20 protein-coding genes and 1 pseudogene are annotated in these 20,850 nt (G+C 38.8%); 8 read left to right on the forward strand and 13 right to left on the reverse strand.

Annotated elements, in window-relative coordinates; all coding sequences use genetic code 11:
- Positions 1 to 247: 247 nt before the first annotated feature.
- The 4 genes from CDG59_RS01545 to CDG59_RS01560 form a co-directional block, all read right to left on the reverse strand.
- A complete protein-coding gene (locus CDG59_RS01545; protein WP_087543149.1) occupies positions 248 to 742 on the reverse strand; it encodes a patatin-like phospholipase family protein in 495 nt (164 codons plus the stop codon).
- Positions 743 to 808: 66 nt separating this feature from the next.
- Entirely contained in the window at positions 809 to 1,033 is a 225-nt protein-coding gene (locus CDG59_RS01550; RefSeq protein WP_087543151.1) for a hypothetical protein, read from the reverse strand.
- Positions 1,034 to 1,193: 160 nt separating this feature from the next.
- The gene (locus tag CDG59_RS01555; RefSeq protein ID WP_087543153.1) at positions 1,194 to 3,341 is read right to left on the reverse strand and encodes a 3-hydroxyacyl-CoA dehydrogenase NAD-binding domain-containing protein; all 2,148 of its coding nucleotides are present in this window, start codon (positions 3,339 to 3,341) and stop codon (positions 1,194 to 1,196) included.
- 10 nt (positions 3,342 to 3,351) lie between these two features.
- The gene (locus tag CDG59_RS01560; protein ID WP_087543154.1) at positions 3,352 to 4,557 is read right to left on the reverse strand and encodes an acetyl-CoA C-acetyltransferase; all 1,206 of its coding nucleotides are present in this window, start codon (positions 4,555 to 4,557) and stop codon (positions 3,352 to 3,354) included.
- 178 nt (positions 4,558 to 4,735) lie between these two features.
- Here CDG59_RS01560 and CDG59_RS01565 point away from each other — a divergent pair, with 178 nt between their 5' ends.
- Positions 4,736 to 5,275: an AAA family ATPase gene (locus CDG59_RS01565; RefSeq protein ID WP_087543156.1), complete on the forward strand. Its 540-nt coding sequence runs from the start codon at positions 4,736 to 4,738 to the stop codon at positions 5,273 to 5,275.
- A gap of 148 nt (positions 5,276 to 5,423) precedes the next feature.
- Here the strand turns inward: CDG59_RS01565 and CDG59_RS01570 are convergent, their stop codons facing one another.
- Both CDG59_RS01570 and CDG59_RS01575 read right to left on the reverse strand, forming a co-directional pair.
- Positions 5,424 to 5,819: a GNAT family N-acetyltransferase gene (locus tag CDG59_RS01570; RefSeq protein WP_143225208.1), complete on the reverse strand. Its 396-nt coding sequence runs from the start codon at positions 5,817 to 5,819 to the stop codon at positions 5,424 to 5,426.
- Positions 5,820 to 5,984: 165 nt separating this feature from the next.
- Positions 5,985 to 6,998: an AraC family transcriptional regulator gene (locus CDG59_RS01575; RefSeq protein WP_087543158.1), complete on the reverse strand. Its 1,014-nt coding sequence runs from the start codon at positions 6,996 to 6,998 to the stop codon at positions 5,985 to 5,987.
- 214 nt (positions 6,999 to 7,212) lie between these two features.
- Here CDG59_RS01575 and CDG59_RS01580 point away from each other — a divergent pair, with 214 nt between their 5' ends.
- The 6 genes and pseudogenes from CDG59_RS01580 (at position 7,213) to CDG59_RS01605 (ending at position 12,644) form a co-directional block, all read left to right on the forward strand.
- Complete coding sequence (locus CDG59_RS01580) at positions 7,213 to 8,331, forward strand: CaiB/BaiF CoA transferase family protein (RefSeq protein ID WP_087543160.1); 1,119 nt, start codon at positions 7,213 to 7,215, stop codon at positions 8,329 to 8,331.
- Positions 8,321 to 8,425 (forward strand): annotated as a pseudogene (locus CDG59_RS15730) (hypothetical protein); the annotation flags it as partial. The gene CDG59_RS01580 and the pseudogene CDG59_RS15730, both read left to right, overlap by 11 nt.
- 173 nt (positions 8,426 to 8,598) lie before the next feature.
- Positions 8,599 to 10,242 carry a nitrite/sulfite reductase gene (locus tag CDG59_RS01590; RefSeq protein WP_087543162.1) on the forward strand — a complete coding sequence of 548 codons (1,644 nt, stop codon included), beginning with the start codon at positions 8,599 to 8,601 and terminating at the stop codon, positions 10,240 to 10,242.
- Positions 10,235 to 10,720, forward strand: coding sequence for a DUF934 domain-containing protein (locus tag CDG59_RS01595; RefSeq protein ID WP_087543163.1), 486 nt, complete (start codon positions 10,235 to 10,237; stop codon positions 10,718 to 10,720). The genes CDG59_RS01590 and CDG59_RS01595 overlap by 8 nt, the downstream gene beginning before the upstream one ends.
- An 82-nt stretch (positions 10,721 to 10,802) precedes the next feature.
- Positions 10,803 to 11,156, forward strand: a complete 354-nt coding sequence (locus CDG59_RS01600; RefSeq protein WP_087543165.1) for a DMT family transporter — start codon at positions 10,803 to 10,805, stop codon at positions 11,154 to 11,156.
- Positions 11,157 to 11,288: 132 nt separating this feature from the next.
- Positions 11,289 to 12,644: a hypothetical protein gene (locus CDG59_RS01605; protein ID WP_227519097.1), complete on the forward strand. Its 1,356-nt coding sequence runs from the start codon at positions 11,289 to 11,291 to the stop codon at positions 12,642 to 12,644.
- A gap of 55 nt (positions 12,645 to 12,699) precedes the next feature.
- Here the strand turns inward: CDG59_RS01605 and CDG59_RS01610 are convergent, their stop codons facing one another.
- The 3 genes from CDG59_RS01610 to CDG59_RS01620 all read right to left on the reverse strand — a co-directional run bounded on the left by CDG59_RS01610 (position 12,700) and on the right by CDG59_RS01620 (position 15,079).
- Positions 12,700 to 13,146: a VOC family protein gene (locus CDG59_RS01610; RefSeq protein WP_087543169.1), complete on the reverse strand. Its 447-nt coding sequence runs from the start codon at positions 13,144 to 13,146 to the stop codon at positions 12,700 to 12,702.
- A gap of 133 nt (positions 13,147 to 13,279) precedes the next feature.
- Positions 13,280 to 14,455: a thiolase family protein gene (locus tag CDG59_RS01615; protein WP_087543170.1), complete on the reverse strand. Its 1,176-nt coding sequence runs from the start codon at positions 14,453 to 14,455 to the stop codon at positions 13,280 to 13,282.
- 111 nt (positions 14,456 to 14,566) lie between these two features.
- Entirely contained in the window at positions 14,567 to 15,079 is a 513-nt protein-coding gene (locus CDG59_RS01620) for a GspH/FimT family pseudopilin (RefSeq protein ID WP_005162070.1), read from the reverse strand.
- 386 nt (positions 15,080 to 15,465) lie between these two features.
- On the opposite strand from CDG59_RS01620, the gene omp38 reads away from it, so the two are divergent.
- Entirely contained in the window at positions 15,466 to 16,536 is a 1,071-nt protein-coding gene (omp38, locus tag CDG59_RS01625) for an outer membrane protein Omp38 (RefSeq protein WP_087543172.1), read from the forward strand.
- Between the two features lie 146 nt (positions 16,537 to 16,682).
- Here the strand turns inward: omp38 and CDG59_RS15260 are convergent, their stop codons facing one another.
- The 4 genes from CDG59_RS15260 to CDG59_RS01640 form a co-directional block, all read right to left on the reverse strand.
- Positions 16,683 to 16,841: a hypothetical protein gene (locus tag CDG59_RS15260; RefSeq protein WP_171294964.1), complete on the reverse strand. Its 159-nt coding sequence runs from the start codon at positions 16,839 to 16,841 to the stop codon at positions 16,683 to 16,685.
- A 4-nt stretch (positions 16,842 to 16,845) separates the two neighbouring features.
- The gene (locus CDG59_RS01630; RefSeq protein ID WP_087543174.1) at positions 16,846 to 18,051 is read right to left on the reverse strand and encodes an RtcB family protein; all 1,206 of its coding nucleotides are present in this window, start codon (positions 18,049 to 18,051) and stop codon (positions 16,846 to 16,848) included.
- Between the two features lie 255 nt (positions 18,052 to 18,306).
- Positions 18,307 to 19,764 (reverse strand): amino acid permease, encoded by a 1,458-nt coding sequence (locus tag CDG59_RS01635; RefSeq protein WP_087543176.1) that lies wholly within the window; start codon positions 19,762 to 19,764, stop codon positions 18,307 to 18,309.
- An 18-nt stretch (positions 19,765 to 19,782) separates the two neighbouring features.
- The gene (locus CDG59_RS01640; RefSeq protein WP_087543178.1) at positions 19,783 to 20,799 is read right to left on the reverse strand and encodes a methyltransferase; all 1,017 of its coding nucleotides are present in this window, start codon (positions 20,797 to 20,799) and stop codon (positions 19,783 to 19,785) included.
- Positions 20,800 to 20,850: the final 51 nt, after the last annotated feature.

The raw sequence follows: 20,850 nt of genomic DNA on the forward strand, positions 1-20,850 counted from the left end.
AATTTTAAGGTTGCAGCATTAATCAATAAAACTAATAAAACCTTAAATATTATATGGTTTGAAAATTACTTTGGGGAATTTATTTATATTTTGTATTGGATTCAATGCGTAAGAGTCTGCAAAAGTCAGTTAAAAAAATCGCATTGTAGATATTAAAAATAGAAAAAAGCATAAATGATTGAATAATTGGGGATAGAAATAACCAAATTATTCAATCATGATTCATTCAAGATTTGGTCGTGCAGAATCAGAGGCTCTTCCAATCCTCAATCGCTTTTAACCCCGTTTCTATACCCACATCGTAGCTATAGCGGATTTTTGTTTTATTTTTAGAAAGTCGACCTGCCATGTTTTTTAGATCAGGGGGGCAAACTTCAAGAATTTGTTGTTTTGACGCTGAGCGAACAAATTGCACCGAATCATTGTAACGTTGAGTTCTGTTGAGCAAGCTTTGTGCAAAACCACGTTTTTGTTTAAACACATATTTAGCAAGCAACTGATCACCTTTGCTGGTAGCTTTATAATAATTCTTTGGTCGTGTTCGCAATACCATAAGTTTCGAAACATCATGTTGCTGAGCAGCCAAGTAATTTGCGACATTGGTTGAACCAGAAGAAACACCAACACATAGGTCAAAAGGATTAAATTGTTGCTGTAAAAATGCATCTAAGACACCGCTGGTAAATGCACCACGCATTCCACCACCTTCAACAACCAGTGCCTGACGATTTTGGTGAAGCATTGAAAATCTCGAATAACATGATAAATCCCTGTTTAACATGGATTTATCATCTTCGACAAGAATACTTTAGTGATTGTGTTGCTGATGCTCACTATGTTGAACTTCGCCATTTGCTGGAGATTCTGACATTTCAGCTGCTGCCGCTGCTTTTTTTTGATTCATTGGCATATAGTCAGGCTCATTATTTATGGCTAAATAAAAAATCACCATAAAGATAAAGCTTAAAATGCAAGTGATGATCAGTGCTTTCCAACCCCACGGCGAGGTTTCAGGACATAATTTCTCAGACATAAGACAAATTTCCAAAGGACAAAAAGTAAAGCAGAATTGGTATATTTATAGCACAATTTGTGATGGATTAGACGTAATTCGGTTTTATATCAATAAATACAAAAAAGCTCATATCAGTTAAAGAAACTGATATGAGCGTAAAGTGAAGAGAGTGAAAAAATTATTGAATAATTTCTTTCTTCTGCGCTTTGTCTTTTAACGATTGTGGTGGATTGAAACGTTCACCATATTTAGCAGCCAATTCCTCTGAACGTTGTAGTGATTTTTCAATCCCATTTTGATTTAGGAATTGAATTGCACCACCAGTCCATGGAGCAAAACCGATTCCAAAAATCGAGCCGACATTGGCATCAATCACCGATTCCAGAACATTTTCTTCATAGCAGCGTAAAGTATCCAGCGCTTGAACAAACAAGAAACGATCAATCATATCTTGTTCAGAAACATCGTTGTCTTTTGACCAGCGGCTGAGCCCATCCCACAAATGTTTTTTGCCATTTTCAGGATATTCATAGAAGCCTGCACCCGCTGCCTTACCTTTACGATTCAGCTCGTGAATCATGGTGTGAACCACTTCATCTACAGGAGTTTTTGGTAATTCCTTACCCTCAGCCTGTAGGGCTTTACGGGTTTCACTCGCAACATGTTCAGTCAGAGTTAAAGACACTTCATCCTGAATCGCAAGTGGGCCGACTGGCATACCTGCCTTGAGCGCCGCCATTTCAATTTTGGCTGGATGAACACCTTCAGCAAGTAGGCGCATACCTTCCTGAATGAATGTACCAAAGACACGGCTGGTAAAGAAACCACGGCTATCATTCACCACAATTGGCGTTTTAGCAATTTGTTGTACAAAGTCATAAGCCTTCGCCAATGTTTCAGCAGAAGTTTCTTTGCCTTTGATGATTTCGACCAATTGCATTTTATCTACAGGGCTAAAGAAGTGTAAGCCAATAAAGTTTTTGGTATCTTTACTTGCTGTGGCTAGACCTGTGATTGGCAGGGTAGACGTATTCGATGCAAAGATTCCACCTTCAGCTAAATACTGTTCAGCTTCTTGAGTCACCTTAGCTTTGAGTTCTTGATTTTCAAATACTGCTTCAATAATTAAATCACAGCCTTGTAAATCAGCTGCATCAGCGGTTGCAGTAATCAGTGCTAACACTTGATCGCGTTTTTCAGCTGTCATACGACCCTGTGAAACACGTTTATCAAGTAGCTTTTGCGAGTAAGCTTTGCCTTTCTCAGCATTTTCTACAGATAGGTCTTTGAGTACGACAGGAATGCCTTTGATTGCGGTTGAGTAGGCAATCCCTGCACCCATCATACCTGCACCTAAAACACCGACTTTCTTCGCTTGCCATTTAGCAATTTCAGTAGGACGACTCGCACCTGATTTAATTGCATTCAGACCATGCCAAAACGTACCGATCATGTTCTTGGAAATCTGACCTACTGTCAGTTGTGTAAAGTAACGTGATTCAATACGAAGTGCGGTATCTACATCAACCTGAGCACCCTCAACCGCTGCTGCCATGATTGCTTCAGGGGCAGGGTAGCAACCTTTGGTTTTGTCACATAGCATTGCAGGAGCAATCGCAAGCACTTGTGCAACCGCAGGAGTGCTTGGACTGCCACCCGGGATTTGGTAGCCTTTCACATCAAATGGTTGCTGTGCTGCTTTTGTAGAAGGTGGATTAGCTTTGACCCAAGCAATGGCTTTGTCCAACAGCTCTTGTTCATTCTCGGCGGTGTCATGTACCAAACCAAGAGATTTTGCTTTATCGACACCAAACTGCTTACCCTCCATGAGGAACGGGAATGCATTTTGTAAGCCCAGCAAACGTACCATACGGACGATACCACCACCACCAGGAAGTAGTCCTAAAGTCACTTCAGGTAAACCAAATTTAGTTTTTGGATCATTAATGGCAATACGATAATGACAACCTAAAGCGATTTCCCAGCCACCACCAAGCGCAGTGCCGTTTAAAGCTGCAACAACAGGCACACCTAAAGTTTCGATTGTGCGTAAGTCACCTTTGAGTTTTTCAATCATCTTGAAAAATTCAGTGGCATGTTCAGGTTGTACCTGAATCAGCTCATCTAAGTCACCACCAGCAAAGAAGGTTTTCTTAGCTGAACGGAAAATAATACCTTTCAGATCAGTTTCAGCTTTAAGCTTTTGACTGACTTCATCTAAAGCATCACGGAACTCTGCATTCATGGTGTTTGCAGATTGACCAGATGAATCTAGTGTAAGAATTACAATATTGTCAGCGTTTTTTTCGTATTTAATAGCGCTCATGTTGTTCTCCTTACACCAACTCGATAATGGTAGCGATACCCATACCACCACCGACACATAATGTTGCTAGACCACGTTTTTTACCTTGACGCTCTAATTCATCTAACAAAGTTCCTAGAATCATGGCACCAGTTGCCCCTAATGGATGTCCCATCGCAATCGCACCACCATTGACGTTGACTTTCTCAGCAGGAACTTTCAGTTCTGTAATAAAACGCATTACCACAGCTGCAAAAGCTTCATTCACTTCAAATAAATCAATATCGTTGATGCTCAAGCCTGCTTTTTCTAATGCTTTACGTGCAGCAGGGGCAGGACCAGTCAACATAATGGTTGGATCTGTACCGACTAATGCAGTTGCAAGCACCTTGGCACGAGGTTTTAAACCTTGCTCTTTGACTGCTTTTTCAGAAGCCAATAACACCACCGCAGCACCATCTACGATCCCTGATGAGTTGCCTGCATGATGGACGTGATTGATTTTTTGAGCTTCAGGATACTTCTGTAAAGCAACAGCATCGAAGCCCATTTGACCCATCATCTCAAAGCTAGCATTCAGTTTTGCTAAACCTTCAACGGTGGTTGTCCCTTTGATAAATTCGTCTTTTTCTAAGATTGTTACACCTGCATGATCTTTCACAGGCACCACGGATTTATCGAAATAACCATTTGCTTGAGCCGCAGCGGCCTTTTGTTGTGAACCCACTGCAAAAGCATCTACATCTGCACGGCTATAACCATCCAAGGTTGCAATCAAGTCTGCACCCACACCTTGTGGTACAAAAGATGATTTTAAATTGGTTTCAGGATCAAGTGCCCATGGTCCACCATCTGAACCCATCGGGATACGTGACATTGATTCTACGCCACCCGCAACCACAATATCTTCCCAGCCTGAACGAACTTTTTGTGCTGCCAAGTTTACCGCTTCTAAACCAGAAGCACAGAAACGGTTGATTTGTACGCCAGCGACATCATCATTCCAACCTGCAGCAATCGCAGCAGTTTTGGCAATATCCCCACCTTGATCACCAATCGGTGTCACACAACCGAGAACGATATCATCTACTTTAGATGTGTCGAGTTGATGGCGTTGTTGTAATTCATTCAATAATGTTGTGAGTAAAGTAATTGGTTTTACTTCATGTAATGAGCCGTCTTTTTTTCCTTTTCCGCGTGGTGTGCGAATGGCATCAATAATATAGGCCTCGCTCATAGCTGTTCCTTGTATTGCCTTAAATTAAAATCATTGTGCTTCGAGTGTACTCAATTTAAATGTCAGTGCAATGATGATAAACATTGGTAAGTTTGATGTTTTTCGCCAATTCAGTTCATTATTGAATAGTTGAAATATTTAGTAAAATGCATGTCCATAATTCAACATAATTTGCTTGATGAAATTTATTAATATTATTGGTACTACGGGTTCTGGCAAATCTACGCTGGCTCGAAAGTTGGCGGAAAAATTAAAAATACAATATATCGAACTGGATGATTTGCTATGGCTAGATGATTGGCAAGAATCTTCAAATGATGCATTTTTTTGCAAACTTAAACTGAGTATGGATGCAGCATCAACGGGATGGGTGATCGATAATCTTTATTCACGCAGTATTGATATGATTTGGTCTGAGGTGGATACGGTCATTTGGCTAGATTATTCTTTTTCTGTTAACTTTTATCGTCTTACTAAACGGACTTTGTGGCGTATTTTAAGTCGTGAGCGATTATTGAAAAACTCGAATAATAGAGAGAACTTGAAAATGGTATTCTCCCAAAAATCGATTTTTTTATGGATGTTTCAGAAATATCCACAAAATAAGAAAAGGTATTTAGCGATGATGAATAACCCCAAATACCAGCACATACGATTTATTCACCTAACTTCGCCTCGGAAGACAGTTGCTTTCTTAAAACAAATGAGTGTTGATTGATAATTAGCATTAAAATCAGGATATTGGCTATGTTTTTTCAAGATAATGTTTTGGCTTTACGGCTGTAATACTTGTTATTAGATTGCTTATCAATGAGTTTTTTTCAAAACAATCTCTTTAAAAAAACAGATTAAAATCTGAGATTAAACTATTGATTAGACAAGTTTAAATGAAAGAATTGGCTATATTCAGATTCATTATATTCAGCAAAGGCTTCACCCTCTACGAAACCAAATTTCTTGTATAGATGAATTGCTGCATCAAAGTGGGAGTCTTTCCACGTTTCTAAACTCACTTTTTGATAATTGCTATGTTTGGCAATTTTCAAAAGATAATCGAGTAAGTGTGTCGCTACACCTTGACGTAGATGTTGGGGATGAGTCCGCATCGATTTAAGTTCAGCATGATAGGGGTTAAGCTCTTGAATCGCACCACAACCAAGAAGCTGATCATCACGCCAAAGTGTATAAAATCGAATGGAGTCTTTTTGTAGGCTGCTGAAATCGAGTCCAAAACTATGCTCAATCGGTGTGTTCTGAAGCATGCCGTGCAAATGAATGCGTATGAGGTCTTGAACTTGTGGGTCTGAAAAAATCGCCTTTTTTGATTATCATTATTTATCGTGATTGTTGAGGAATATAATGGATTAATACCATATTTTTCAACAAGTGTTCAACTTTTAAGGGTTGAACACTTTGTCTGATTTAAGTTAATTGTGATGCCCATGCAACTGGCGATATAAACCTGGGGTAACACCAGTCCATTTTTTAAAGGCACGGTGAAAGGTACTGGTTTCACTAAAGCCAACTTGTTGAGCAACATCTTCTAAAGTGAGGTTTGGAGTGAGTAATAAATGAATCGCAGCGTCACGACGTAAGGCATCTTTGACACCTTGATAGCTTTTACCTTCCGCAGCCAAACGACGACGTAATGTTTGAGGAGATAGATACAACATAGATGCCACATCATTTAAAGTTGGCATTTCTTCACCGATTTGGCTCTTCAATACATCACGGATACGCGAAGTGAGTGAGTTGGTATTTTTGAATTTCACTAGAAGTTGTGCTGGTGCGGCTTTTAAAAACTCTTCTAAAGTTTTTTCATCCTGACGAATAGGTAGATCTAAATAATCTGCAGCAAAGGTAATTTCTGTACGCGGTGCGTCAAACTGCATCACTGGTGCAAAAAATAGCGCATCATATTCATCAGCATGGTTAGGGCGTTCATAACCAAAATGGACGCGCTCCAAAGGCAAGCGACGTTCGATTAACCACGAAGCAAGACCATGCCAAATCATCAGCATACTTTCCGTAATAAAATGATCAGGGTCAAGCGCTTTAGGAATGAGAGGTACTAAACGAGCTTCGTGTTTATCACGCTCTAAACTTACAGACCATTCATCACCGAATAATTTGTAAAATTGTGAGGAAAGTTCGAGTGCTTGTCCAAGTGTTTTCGAATGTATGATCAATTGGCACATGATCGCAAATGTACCTAAACGACGTGGTTGAACATCGAAACCAACGTGTTCGTCTTGGGTGACCATCCATAACATTTTGACAAAGCGAGTGTATTGCTCTGGGGAGATTCGAGCTTTAGGTTGACGAAGCAATTCTGCTTCAATACCGACATGTGAAAGTAATGTTTCAACGTCCATGCCTAGGCGTTTTACACCTGTTAAAGCCGCATTCACGAAGTGGATGCTGATCGTATCACGGCTCATATTGAATCCTTCAGTTTCTTTACTATTCACGATAATTGACCTAAATAACCGTCTAAAATATCTAATTGAGCAATTGATAAGAAAAAATTGTTGCTCACTAAGTACATGTTAAATTGCCGAAACTATCAAGGTAAATGGCTGAACATGACATTGTTTTTGTGTTTATCCGAACCTAGTATAAAAGAAAATTTGAACAATATGAGTAAAAATTATTATGCCAACTGCTTTAAAGGGATTGAAAGTTCTAGATTTTTCTACTTTGTTGCCTGGTCCATTCGCAAGTATGTATCTTGCGGATATGGGTGCAGAAGTGATCCATGTGGAATCTCCAACGCGTCCAGATCTCGTGAGAATTATGCCACCCTATGCCAATGGTCAAGCCACTGCACATAGTTATCTGAATCGAAATAAACAGTCGATTGCGCTTGATCTAAAAGAGCCAAACAATATTGAACTGATCAAAAATAAAATTTCTGAGTTTGATATTGTCTTGGAACAGTTCCGTCCTGATGTCATGCGCCGTTTAGGTTTGGACTATGAGACTTTGGCAGAGATTAATCCACGTTTAATCTATTGCTCGATTACGGGATATGGCCAAACAGGAAGTTATAAAGATCGTGCTGGGCATGATATTAACTATCTCGCATTAGCGGGTGTTTCAGGTCATAGTGGCCGTCAAGATAGTGGCCCACCACCACTTGGAATTCAAATTGCGGATGTGGCAGGTGGTTCTTTACATGCCGTGATTGGAATTTTGGCAGCAGTTGTAGAGCGCCAACGTAGTGGTCTTGGACAATATATTGATATTTCCATGACAGATTGTGTGGCAAGTTTAAATAGCATGGCTGCTTCAGCGAGCTTGGCAGGTCAGACGCCACAAGCACCAGAACAAGGAATGTTAAATGGTGCGAGTTTTTATGATTATTATGAAACCAAAGATGGGCGTTATTTCTCAGTCGGAAGTTTAGAGCCACAATTTATGGCGGGTTTGGCAGCGGCTTTAGAATTGCCATTACTTCTTGCCAAAGGCACATCATTTGATCCTGAAGACCGCCAAGCGGTGAAACAAGCATTGCAGGAAAAGTTTAAGAGCCAAGATTTTGTAGTATGGCAGCAACTTTTTAAAACCTTAGATATTTGTGTGGAACCTGTCTTGAGCCTTGACGAAGCATTGGTTTCTCCAATTGCTGAACAACGTGGTTGGGTCGTGGATGTACCATTATCTGAAAATTCAGAACAGACAGAACCTCAGTTGGCATGTCCAATTAAGTTCTCACGATCACAAATTAAATATGCCTTTATTGGTCAGGGTCTAGGTGAGGGTAAGTGGTAGACAATATGTGGTGATTATGGCGGGTGGGCATGGTTTATTTGGGACGAAAAAAGGTGATTATTTAGTCGCTTATACATTGCCAGATAAGAACTAATTTCATTTAGAAAATCATTGTAAAAGCTCAGATTTGTCTGAGCTTTTTCTATTTGCGGTAATTAGATAGGCTTATCAATAAAATCGTTATTAAATATGCAAAAAAAGCATTTTGTTGATGAATAAAAGCTCGCTATGCTAGTCACCTTTATAATGAATGACTAGCCATACGCCATGTATTTATATACGGATTTCGATCAACAACTGATTAACCAACGTGTTGCTCAGTTTCGCGATCAAACAGAACGCTATTTAGCAGGAAAATTAACAGAAGACGAATATCGTCCATTACGTTTGCAAAATGGTCTGTACGTGCAACGTTATGCACCTATGCTCCGTATCGCTGTGCCGTATGGCTTGATGAATACTAAACAACTCAGAAAAATTGCTGAAATTGCGACTGAATATGATCGTGGTTATGCCCACGTTTCAACTCGTCAAAATATTCAGTTGAACTGGCCTGCTTTAGAAAATGTACCTGATATTCTTGCTGAGCTAGCAACAGTACAAATGCATGCAGTACAAACCTCAGGTAACTGTATTCGTAATACCACGACTGATCAGTTTGCAGGTGTGGTTGCTGGTGAGATTGCAGACCCACGTCCGACGTGTGAATTGATTCGTCAGTGGAGTACTTTCCATCCTGAATTTGCGTTCTTGCCACGTAAGTTCAAGATTGCAGTTTCTGCTTTAGAAGAAACAGATCGTGCTGCAACAGCTTTCCATGATATTGGTGTTTATATCGTTCGCAATGAAGCGGGCGAAATGGGCTATAAAATCATGGTTGGTGGTGGCTTGGGCCGTACCCCAATCATTGGTAGCGTAATCCGTGAGTTCTTGCCACGTGAAGATTTGATTGCTTATTTAGAAGCGACTTTACGTGTCTATAACTTGCATGGTCGTCGTGATAACAAATACAAAGCACGTATTAAGATTTTGGTGAAAGCACTTACGCCAGAAGTCTTTGCTCAAAAAGTTGAGGCTGAATTTGAGCACACACGTGAAGCATTGAAGATTCAACCAGAAATCTTAAAAAAATTGGATGAAGAATTCACTCCGTTTGATTATCAAGAGTTAGACGATCAAGATTTCACAGCATTGTTTGCTGAATATCCTAAATTCAAACAATGGTTCAACGTGAATACCAATGCACATAAAGTCAAAGGCTATCGTATTGTGACGATTTCTTTGAAACGTGCAGGCGTTGCCCCTGGTGATATGACTTCTGAAGAAATGAATTTAATTGCTGACTTAGCAGATAAATACACCTTTGGTGAATTCCGTACCACACATGAACAAAATATTTCACTTGTGGACGTACCACAAAAAGATTTATTTGAATTATGGCAAACCTTAGAACAGAACAATATGGCACGTGCACATATTGGTTTTATTACCGATATTATTTGCTGTCCAGGCGGTGATTTCTGTTCATTGGCAAATGCGAAATCAATTCCAATTTCAGAAGCGATTAGCCGTCGTTTTGATGATTTAGATACGATCTATAATCTTGGTGAACTTGATCTGAATATCTCAGGCTGTATGAATGCTTGTGGTCATCACCATGTGGGTAACATTGGTATCCTTGGTGTAGATAAAAAAGGTGCAGAATTTTATCAAATCACGCTAGGCGGTAACGCGAATCATGATGCGTCTATCGGTGATATCTTAGGACCATCTTTTGCTGCTGATGCAGTACCTGATGTCATTGAAGAAATCCTAAATACTTACCTTGATCTACGTACTGAAGGTGAGCGTTTTATTGATACGTATCGCCGTGTTGGCATCCAACCATTTAAGGAGCGTGCTTATGCTTAATACATCGCTACAAGTGCTGTTCAAAGATGGCACGATTGCTGATAATACTTATCAAGTGATTGCTGAAGATGGCGTAATTCCACAAGGTGATGTGGTTGTAACAACGGCTCAGTTAGATCAGTTGGCAAATGTACAAGCTAAAAAAGCGTTATACATTACTGTTAATGATTCACCTGAAACTCATCAATTTCCATTAAATGAATTAGATGCGATCTTCATTGAGTTCGTAGGTTTCAATGATGGACGTGGTTATTCATTTGCAGCATTATTACGCCGTCAAGGTTATCAAGGCGAGTTACGTGCTGTCGGTGATATCTTTAAAGATGTTTTAAACTATTTAAAACGTTCTGGCTTTGATAGCTTTGTGGTTAAAGAAGGTAAGGATATTCATGAAGCAGCTGCTGGACTTCAAGATTTCACCCATCCGTATCAAGCTTCAACTGCTGTGCCACAAGCGAGTTACCAAACAGGTGCTTAAGCTCATTTAAGTAAAAAAGCTGAACTCAGGTTCAGCTTTTTTTATTGCGTATTATTTAAGACTTATAGATTGAAGAATAACAATGCTGACCTTTATTGCAAAAATAAATCCTGGGGTGATTTGGCTGCTTTTCGCCATCGCAACTGATGTGCTCTCAACTTTTTATTCTGCCAAAGCAAATGGATTAGTGAATAAACTCGATCAAGGAATCGCCTTGGTTTTATATCTTGTTTCTTTTACTTGTGCTGCGATTGCATTGAAGTATATGCAAGCTGGGATTTTATATGTGCTTTGGTCTGGGCTAGGTGTTATTGCGACAGCTGCTTTAGCAAAAGTTTTTTTAGGGCAGCATATTGATTTAGCAGGGTGGGTTGGGATTGGATTTATCACTATCGGATTAATGATTATTGCTCAGTATTCTAATATTGATGTTTAATAAGGAATATAGAATGACAGTTATTTTTAAATTTGTTATAAAAAATTAAAGCATTTATTTAGAAAGAACATGTTTAAATTTTTAAAAAAGATATTTTGTTCATCTGAGCCATATATAAATACAGCTGAAATATTGGCAGAACGCCAAGCATTTGAGCAAACACATATATCGAATATTCCTCAGCCTGAACCAGAAATCGCAGATATTCCATTTATTAGAAAGAGTTTGGATGAGTTGATATGGTTACTGAGAGATTATGATGGCTATGCACGACAACGGACATTAGAACATTTAAAAGATTGCTACGAACAAGAATTATTTCCTGCATTATTATTTCGTTTAAGTGATTATATAGAAATAAATCGAGAGTTGGCAGCACAACATTTTCAACGTTGGAGTCAGCGTCCTGAATTTACTCAATTGTGTATAGACCATTTTTTACAAATTGCCGCAGTACAACAACGTGTACGCACTGTCCCTGAAATTGAAAATTTATTACTGAATACCGTAGCTAAAAATAAAGATTATTTGCAGCACACAGTCAGTTCTGAACAAGGTCAATTACCTCGTGTACTATTGACTTATATTGTAGAACATCAATGGATTGAGCAAGAGAAATTACTTGAATTATCTAAGGTTGCGAAAGATCAAATTGTGCGTAAATTTTGGTTAGATCATATTATTCAAAATGAATCAGCGCAAAAATTATTATTTGAATTGAAGTATAGCCAATTTAGAGATGTGCAATATCATTTATTCGATGTTCTGTATCAACGAAAAATTCTAAATACTGACGATATCATTGACTTATTGCATAGTCGTTTTTTATCTGTGATGGATTATGCTTATTTTGCATTAAGACAACAAAATTTTGATTTTGAAAATTATTTTAATCAGCATCCGATTACGTTGCTCAGTTCCCAACAGGCGAAAATTCGAGCATATCAATGGGTTTTGTTTAAAGGGGAGCAAGCGCAGTTTTTTGAGATCATTGAAAAAATTGAAATCATTTCGATTGCGAATGCTTTAGTTCTATTTGCTTTAAAACAAAACTTTATTCAACTTTATCAGTATTTAGATTATTTTACGTTAACACAGCAGAAGTTATTATCACATCAGTTTTTTAAAGCAAAAGCCTATAGCACAACTCAGCCAACATTGGATGAGTTAGAGCAGTATCTTCAATTAACTACAGCAGATATATCATTCGAGCACAGACTTAATTTAACCCAAAACTATGATTTATGGGATCAGGTCTATTGGTTTGTAACACAGCAAAAATATGTACAGACAGAAGAAGAGCAGCAGAATTTTGATGATCAAGTAAAATATCGTTTACAGTTTTTGCACTATAGAATTTATCCGCCAAGATGGACAGTTGTGCAAAAGGATGAGATGAAACAACATCTTCCAATATTTGCACAAAAGTATCCTGAAATTTTTAATGAGATGGATATTAAGAAGATGTTAGACAAGTATTTTAGTTAATTCATAATAAAAGCGATGCAATATGAGACATATTGCATCAAAACATTGAGGTGTTTTAAATAGTTGAGTCAAGCTGACAATTGACCATCCACTTGATTCCGAACTGATCTGTGAAAGCACCATACAGTGCGCCCCAAAAGGTTTTTTCTAATTGCATTTCAATATGGCCACGTACAGAAAGCTGGTTGAATAAACGTCGTGCCTCCATTTCATCGTGTTCAATATTGATTGAAATATAATGATTGTTGCCTTGGGTGAAAATACTATTCGGAGAGCAGAACTGATCATTAACGTCTGAACCCATGAGTACGGTATATTCATTAATAGGTAAGGAAACATGCAGAATTAAGCATTTATCTGCTTCTGATAACATAACCCCTTCTGTAGGTGGCATATCACCATAGCGACTGATCATTGCGAATTCACCGCCAAAAACAGATTGGTAAAAAATAAATGCTTGTTCAGCTTGTCCTTTAAAATTTAGGTAATGGTTGAGCTGCATGAGGGAACTCCTTGTTGTTTTTTTATACAGCCCATAACTTATCGGGATTTTAATAATTGGTGCATTATTTTTTGTAATTATGAAAATAAAAAATCCTGCACTTGGCAGGATTTTTAGTTAATCGAATTAATGATTAGATCAATTCAATTGCAACTGCTGTTGCTTCACCACCACCAATACAAAGCGCCGCAACACCTTTTTTACCACCAGTGCGTTTAAGTGCATGAATTAATGTAAGAATGATACGTGAACCCGTAGAACCAACTGGATGACCAAGTGCACAAGCACCGCCATTAATATTGACTTTTTCTGTATCTAATTTGAAGTCATCAATTGGGCACATTGTAACCATTGCAAATGCTTCATTGATTTCCCAAAGATCAACATCTTGTGCATCCCAACCAGTTTTTTTCAAAACTTTTTCAATCGCCCCTACAGGAGCAATCGTAAATTCAGAAGGATGTTGAGAGTTTGATGCGGTTGCAATAATTTTTGCTAAAGGTTGTAAACCACGTTGAGTAGCGACTTCACTAGAGGTTAACACTAAAGCAGAAGCGCCATCAGAAATAGAGCTCGCATTTGCAGCAGTAATTGTACCGTCTTTTGCAAAAGCAGGTTTCAAACTTGGGATTTTGTCAATTTTTGCATTTAATGGTTGTTCATCTTGATCAACAACAACATCACCTTTACGGCTAGACACAGTTACTGGAACGATTTCATCTTTGAAATAACCTTCAGTAATTGCTTTCTGTGCACGTTGTAGAGAACGTATAGCGAAATCATCCATTTGTTCACGTGTATAGCTACGTTTATTTGCCATATCTTGTGCAAATGATCCCATCAAACGACCAGTTTCTGCATCTTCTAGACCATCAAGGAACATATGATCCTTAATTTCACCATGACCCATGCGATAACCTGCACGTGCCTTAGGTAAAACATAAGGAGCATTGGTCATTGACTCCATACCACCCGCAACCACGATTTCAGCACTACCAGCTTTGATCATATCTGCAGCTTGCATCACAGCTTTCATGCCAGAACCACAAAGTTTGTTAATGGTTACTGCACCAGTAGAATCTGGCAAACCTGCTTTACGCATAGCTTGACGAGCTGGACCTTGTTTTAAACCTGCTGGTAACACACAGCCCATGATTACTTCTTCTACATCAGTAGGCTGTAATCCCGAACGAGCAATTGCTTCTTTAATGGTGATTGCACCTAATTCGGGTGCAGTTGCGCTTGATAATGCGCCTTGGAAGCCGCCCATTGCTGTACGAGCGCCATTGACAATTACGATGTCAGTCATTGTGTGTCTCCAGACTTATAATTTGCAGAGAATGTTCAAAACCTATGCAGTATATTAAAAAAAGCATGCGAATAAAGTATTTTACGTCGTTTAGGCTAGACTGAAGAGTTTTTAACACGTGGTAATTTCTTTACTACGTATGTGCCCCATATTGCTGAGAATTAATTGAGTATGATGATTAGAATCATTCATACAATAAAAGAAACTTCCATTTGAGCCTCTTGGTAGTCCTGTATCACCTTGGAAAGTAAGTGAATTTATTCTTAATGTACCCCTCCAATCTAATTTCCCATACTTATAATGAAATGCTGTGGAATACAATAAAGGATCATTTGAATCACGTTGCCGGTTAGCATTTAAATCAAGGAATCCGATTAGTCCACTGTTCCAATCTGAATCGCAGCTAGTTAAGTCTTTACTTGCGCATAAAGTCACATTTTTATGATGAATCTGTGCGTCAGATTTGGATTTTTGTATGTAAATTGTGAGTGTTCTTTTCATATGATTTACTTCATTTGAAATCAATAATTGATTCAAATAAGGTAAACTGAGGCATGCTAGAATCGCACAAATAGCAAGTGTGACCATTAATTCACTCAGAGTGAATCCTCTAACTTTTAACATTTTTTTACCTTTTGGTAATTTTGTAATTTTTTTATTAACAAAGTGTTAAGTAATTACTGTATTTATTAAATTAAGTTTAGTATTAGAAAACTAACCATTACTTCATCAAGCAAATACTGCTAAAATTGAAGAAGGTGAACAATAAGCTATTCCAGCTTTAAAGTTGAATTGAAAATTTACTGAACTACAACGGAAATTGTAAGAAATTTTGTCAATAATTTGCGGGGTTAAAGTTATCAAGCACTTGGAAAATTCATCAAGTGTTTGTATGATTCAAAGTGAAGTGAATAGCTTAAAAATAATACTGTAAACATTTTATGTTCGCAGGGCCAAAACTCATAGGCTAAGCTTGAACAACAAACAATTGTTATCTCTGGAGGATATCCATGAAATTGAGTCGTATTGCACTTGCTATGCTTGTTGCTGCTCCTTTAGCTGCTGCTAATGCGGGTGTAACAGTAACTCCATTAATGCTTGGTTACACATTCCAAGATTCTAAGCACAACAACAGCACTGAAAACTTAACAAATGCTGGTGAGTTACAGGACGATTTATTCGTTGGTGCAGCTCTTGGTGTTGAATTAACACCTTGGTTGGGTTTTGAAACTGAATACAACCAAGTTAAAGGTGACGTTACTAGTGCAGCGCCGAATGGTGAATACAAGCAACAACAAATCAACGGTAACTTCTATGTTACTTCTGATCTAATCACTAAAAACTACGATAGCAAAATCAAGCCATACGTATTATTAGGTGCTGGTCATTATAAATATTCTTTCACTGATGCTAACGAAGCTCAATTGGGTCGTGTTGGTCGTGGTTTGAAAGAAGAAGGTACTTTAGGTAATGCCGGTTTTGGTGCTTTCTGGCGCTTAAATGATGCTTTATCTCTACGTACAGAAGCTCGTGGTACTTATAATATCGATGAAGACTTCTGGAACTATACAGCTCTTGCTGGTTTAAACGTAGTTCTTGGCGGTCACTTGAAGCCAGCTGCTCCAGTAGTAGAAGTTGCTCCAGTTGAACCAGTACCAGTTCAACCACAGCCACAGCCACAGCCAAAAGAGTTGACTGAAGACCTTAACATGGAACTTCGTGTATTCTTTGATACGAACAAGTCTGACATCAAGCCACAATACAAGTCTGAAATCGCGAAAGTAGCTGAGAAATTAGCTGAATACCCGAATGCGACTGCACGTATTGAAGGTCACACTGATAACACTGGTCCACGTAAGTTAAACGAACGTTTATCTTTAGCTCGTGCTAACTCTGTTAAATCAGCGCTTGTTAACGAATATAACGTTAACGAATCTCGCTTGACGACTCAAGGCTTTGCTTGGGATCAACCGATTGCTGACAACAAGACTAAAGAAGGTCGTGCTATGAACCGTCGCGTATTCGCTGCGATCACTGGTAGCCGTACTGTTCTTGCACAGCCAGGTCAACAAGCTCAATAATTTGAGTTTTTGAACTGAATAAAAAAGCGACTCTGATGAGTCGCTTTTTTATATGGGTTTGTATACAAGTGATTTGAATATATAAACATTTTAATTACTCCTACAAAATAATTTGACTGATGTGTTTGATTAATATTTTCTAGAGTTTACCAAACTTCTTTTCTAAGCTGTTGTTTGGTGTTTTGTCTTTCTCGACGGTGCTGAGCTCTAGGTTTTTCTGTTTCATGGATCCCTCCTTTTTGTAGTAAAGAGGAGAGCGCAACAGGATTACGAACTTTGATTTTAGGCATTGCTTTAAGTTTCATCTATTTAACCTTTTATACATAGAACTTGTTTAAGGGTGTGCAGGATTTCGATTAAATCTGATTGGTTTGCCATGACTTGATCGATATCTTTATATGCACTTGGTATTTCGTCAATTACACCACTGTCTTTACGACATTCAATACCTTGGGTCTGTTGAATCAAATCCTCTTGACCAAAAAGTAATTTGGCTTTACTACGGCTCATTTTTCGTCCTGCGCCATGTGAACATGAGCAGAATGAATCAGGATTCGCTTTGCCTTTCACAATATAAGAGCGAGCCCCCATAGAACCAGGAATGATGCCTAATTCATCTTGGCCCGCTCGAATTGCCCCCTTACGTGTGATTAAGAGATGCTCACCAAAATGAGTTTCTTGACTGACGTAATTATGGTGGCAATTAATCGCTTCTTTGGTCAATTGAAAAGATGGTAGCAGTGGGCGGATTGCCTCTAAAATCAGACGCATCATTTCACGTCGATTTTCAAATGCATATTCTTGTGCCCATTCCACGGCTTCAACATAGTCATTAAAACTATTTGAGCCTTCTGCAAAATAACTCAAGTCCTTATCTGGGACATGCCCAAATCGATGTTGAGCTTCTTTCTTTGCTAGCTCGATAAAATAAGTTCCAATCACATTACCTAAACCACGGCTACCCGAATGGAGCATGACCCAAACGTCCTGATTTTCATCTAAACAGAGTTCGATAAAGTGATTGCCACCGCCTAAGGTACCGAGTTGTTTTTGCCATGTCGCATCAAACTTTCTGAGCATCCGAATTAAGCCAGGGTGCTTTTTAATGATCGGCTGCAAGCGTTTTTCCAGTGGAATAATGCTTGAGGCTTTCGCCTTAATTTGTTTGTGTAATTCAAAGCCTACAGGGACTTTACGTTCAATTGCATGGCGTAAAGGTGCGAGATTATCTGGCAACTGTGATGCTTTGAGATTGAGTCGGATAGCATTCATGCCACAACCGATGTCGACACCGACAGCAGCAGGAATAATTGCATGTTTGGTTGGAATGACGCTGCCAACAGTTGCGCCTTTACCGACATGCACATCAGGCATCACGGCAATATGTGAATACACAAATTGCAGTTGTGCCATTTTCTTTAGTTGTTCAATGCTTTCGCTATCAATATCATTGGTGAATATTTTTACTGGAACACCATATTCAGCATCAGCATTAAGTATTTTTTGTATGCCCATTTTGTTTGCTCGGTTATTTTAATATTGTGTCCGAATAGGCATAAAAAAACCTAGCGAATGCTAGGTTAAGTAGAGCATTCGGACAAGTGATGATTGGATTTGTACACTTGTCCGTGAGTCGACAGTGCCAAATCTTAGCGTGTTGTTCCTTGTAGTGCTGGCATGATGTCGTACTCCTATATAATAGTCTAGCTGAAAATATGAGCTAATAATTTTACTGATATTTAGTTAAGGGTCAAGTGAATTTTTGGCTTTTTATTCGCCTTCTTTCACGTTCATGTCTTTATATGCAATCAACTTAGTTTTGTGCTTCCATTTATAGCCCAACCAGATCGCCAAAAATAATGGGATACTGATATAGGTTGAAACTAAGCCTAACCAATCAATTTTGCCACCTAGCACAGCTTGATAGTTTTGTCCTAAAATAATGATTGAACACAGAATAAAGGCAAACCATGGTGCAAATGGGAAAAACTTGGCACGGTAAGCCAAATCTTCTAATTTATAACCTTGAGCAATATAACCTTTACGGAAACGATAATGTGAAATTGCAATTCCTAACCAAACGATAAAACCACACATCCCAGACATATTTAACAACCAGTTAAATACTTGTTTTTCCCCGATAAAGGTGGTCAAGAAGCACAGAGCAGCAACGGCAGTGGTTGCATAAAGTGCATTCATGGGTACGCCACGACCATCAAGTTTTGAGAACCATTTTGGCGCTCGTCCTTCTTTTGCCATATCGAACAGCATACGTGTAGATGAGTACATCCCAGAGTTACCTGCAGATAAAATCGCACTGAGAATAACCGCATTCATCAAGCTTGCAGCAAAGGCAAAGCCTGCTTTTTCGTACAATAAGGTAAATGGTGAGAGTGCAATATCTTCACTTTGTGCAGCTTTTAATAGAAGTGGGTCATCATAGCTTACCAATGTGCCAATGATAAAAATACATAAGATATAAAACAGTAAAATACGCCAGAAGATTTGTTTAATCGCCAAAGGAATCGTTTTCTTTGGATCTTTCGATTCACCTGCGGCAACACCAACCATTTCAGTTCCTTGGAAGGAGAATCCAGCGATCATGGCAACACCGATCAGGGCTTGTAAGCCACCAACAAACGGTGCATCTTTATAATGCCAGTGTTGAAAGGTTGATACATTCGGTGTCATCATAATTTTAGCAATCATCCAGATACCGATGACAATAAACACAATGATTGCAAGCACTTTAATCAAAGAAAATAAGAATTCACTTTCACCAAAGCCTTTTACCGTCAATGCATTAATCGCAAAAATAATGGTAAGGAAGATTGCACTCCAATAAAACCCAGGAATATCTGGGAACCAGAATTTCATGATGAACTGAACTGCGACCAATTCAAAAGCAACGGTAATTGCCCAGTTATACCAATAGTTCCAGCCTAAGGCGAAACCAAAACCATCTTCGACATAACGACTGCCATAGGTGAAGAATGCACCTGAAGTTGGATTGTGCGTGGCTAATTCACCGAGACTCGTCATCAAGAAATAAATCATGATCCCGATGAGAGCATAGGCCAATAACGAACCACCAGGGCCGGCTGTTGCGATTGTTGAACCTGAAGCAAGGAATAAGCCTGTACCAATTGATCCGCCAATGGCAATCATATTCAGGTGGCGTGCTCCGAGCTGACGCTGAAGGTGTTGAGGAGCAGATGTATCGCTCATAAAAATTCCTTAAACTGTTTATTTCGCACAGGCATATAACACTTTGAATCCCTGTTGATCTGCCTTCACAAGACATTGACCAAAGCTCTGCTCTATCAGAGGTGGATAGTTTAGAAAACGATTCGCCACTATCCAAAGTTCACCTGAATTTTTCAGATGCTTTTTCGCCAATTGGCAGAGCTCTTCACTTGCATCGTAATTGGTATGAATGCCTTGATGAAAAGGTGGATTACTTACGATGGCATCTAGATCTTTAGGCGCATCAACAAAACTTGTGACAGGCTGTAGATGTAGCTGTGCTAAGTTCAGATCATTTTTTTGAAAAGTGAACTCAGTAGACCGTAATGCAAATGCATCAACATCAAGTGCAAAAATGTGCTGGTTTGGATTTATTTTGGCTAAATAAGCACTAATAATTCCAGCACCGCAACCAAAGTCGGCAATCTTACCTGATTTTACTTGGCTCAGGTAAGGGAGTAATACGGCTGTTCCAACATCTAAATGGTCTTGACTAAATACACCCGGTAAAGCACAGATTTCGAGCTGTTCTTGATTGACTTGCACAATATAGTTTTTTAACCAATGGTCAAGTGGTTTGTGTATTTCTCTCTTTTCAATTTTCATGTGCCAAAATTGACAGTGGCGTGCACTATCAATTTTAAAGGCTTTACCATATTGCAGGAGTTGTTTTGCAGCACGTTCAACACCGCCTTTTTTTTCACCCACTAGAAATACGCTTTGACCGAGTGTTAACTGGCTAACCACGACATGAAGAATATAATTCAATAACTCTTTAGATTTTGGAACGAAAATAACAACCTGATCAAAACTTGCTTGTGGAAACTCAACTGAGAAATATGAATTTATACCAGTGCTTTGAAAACCTTGATGATCAGCATAATTCCAAGTCCAGACAGATGCTTGTACTTGGTGAGGTAAATTTTTGGCGAGTTGATCATTGGGCGCATTAATCAGTAAGATTTGCCCATTTAAATAATCTTGTTGTCGTATAACGACTTCACTACGTGGATCCATTTTAATCTCTCATCAAAAACAAAGCCCAGTGGTGAAACTGGACAATTACGA

The organism is Acinetobacter sp. WCHA29, assembly GCF_002165335.1.
Lineage (GTDB): Bacteria > Pseudomonadota > Gammaproteobacteria > Pseudomonadales > Moraxellaceae > Acinetobacter.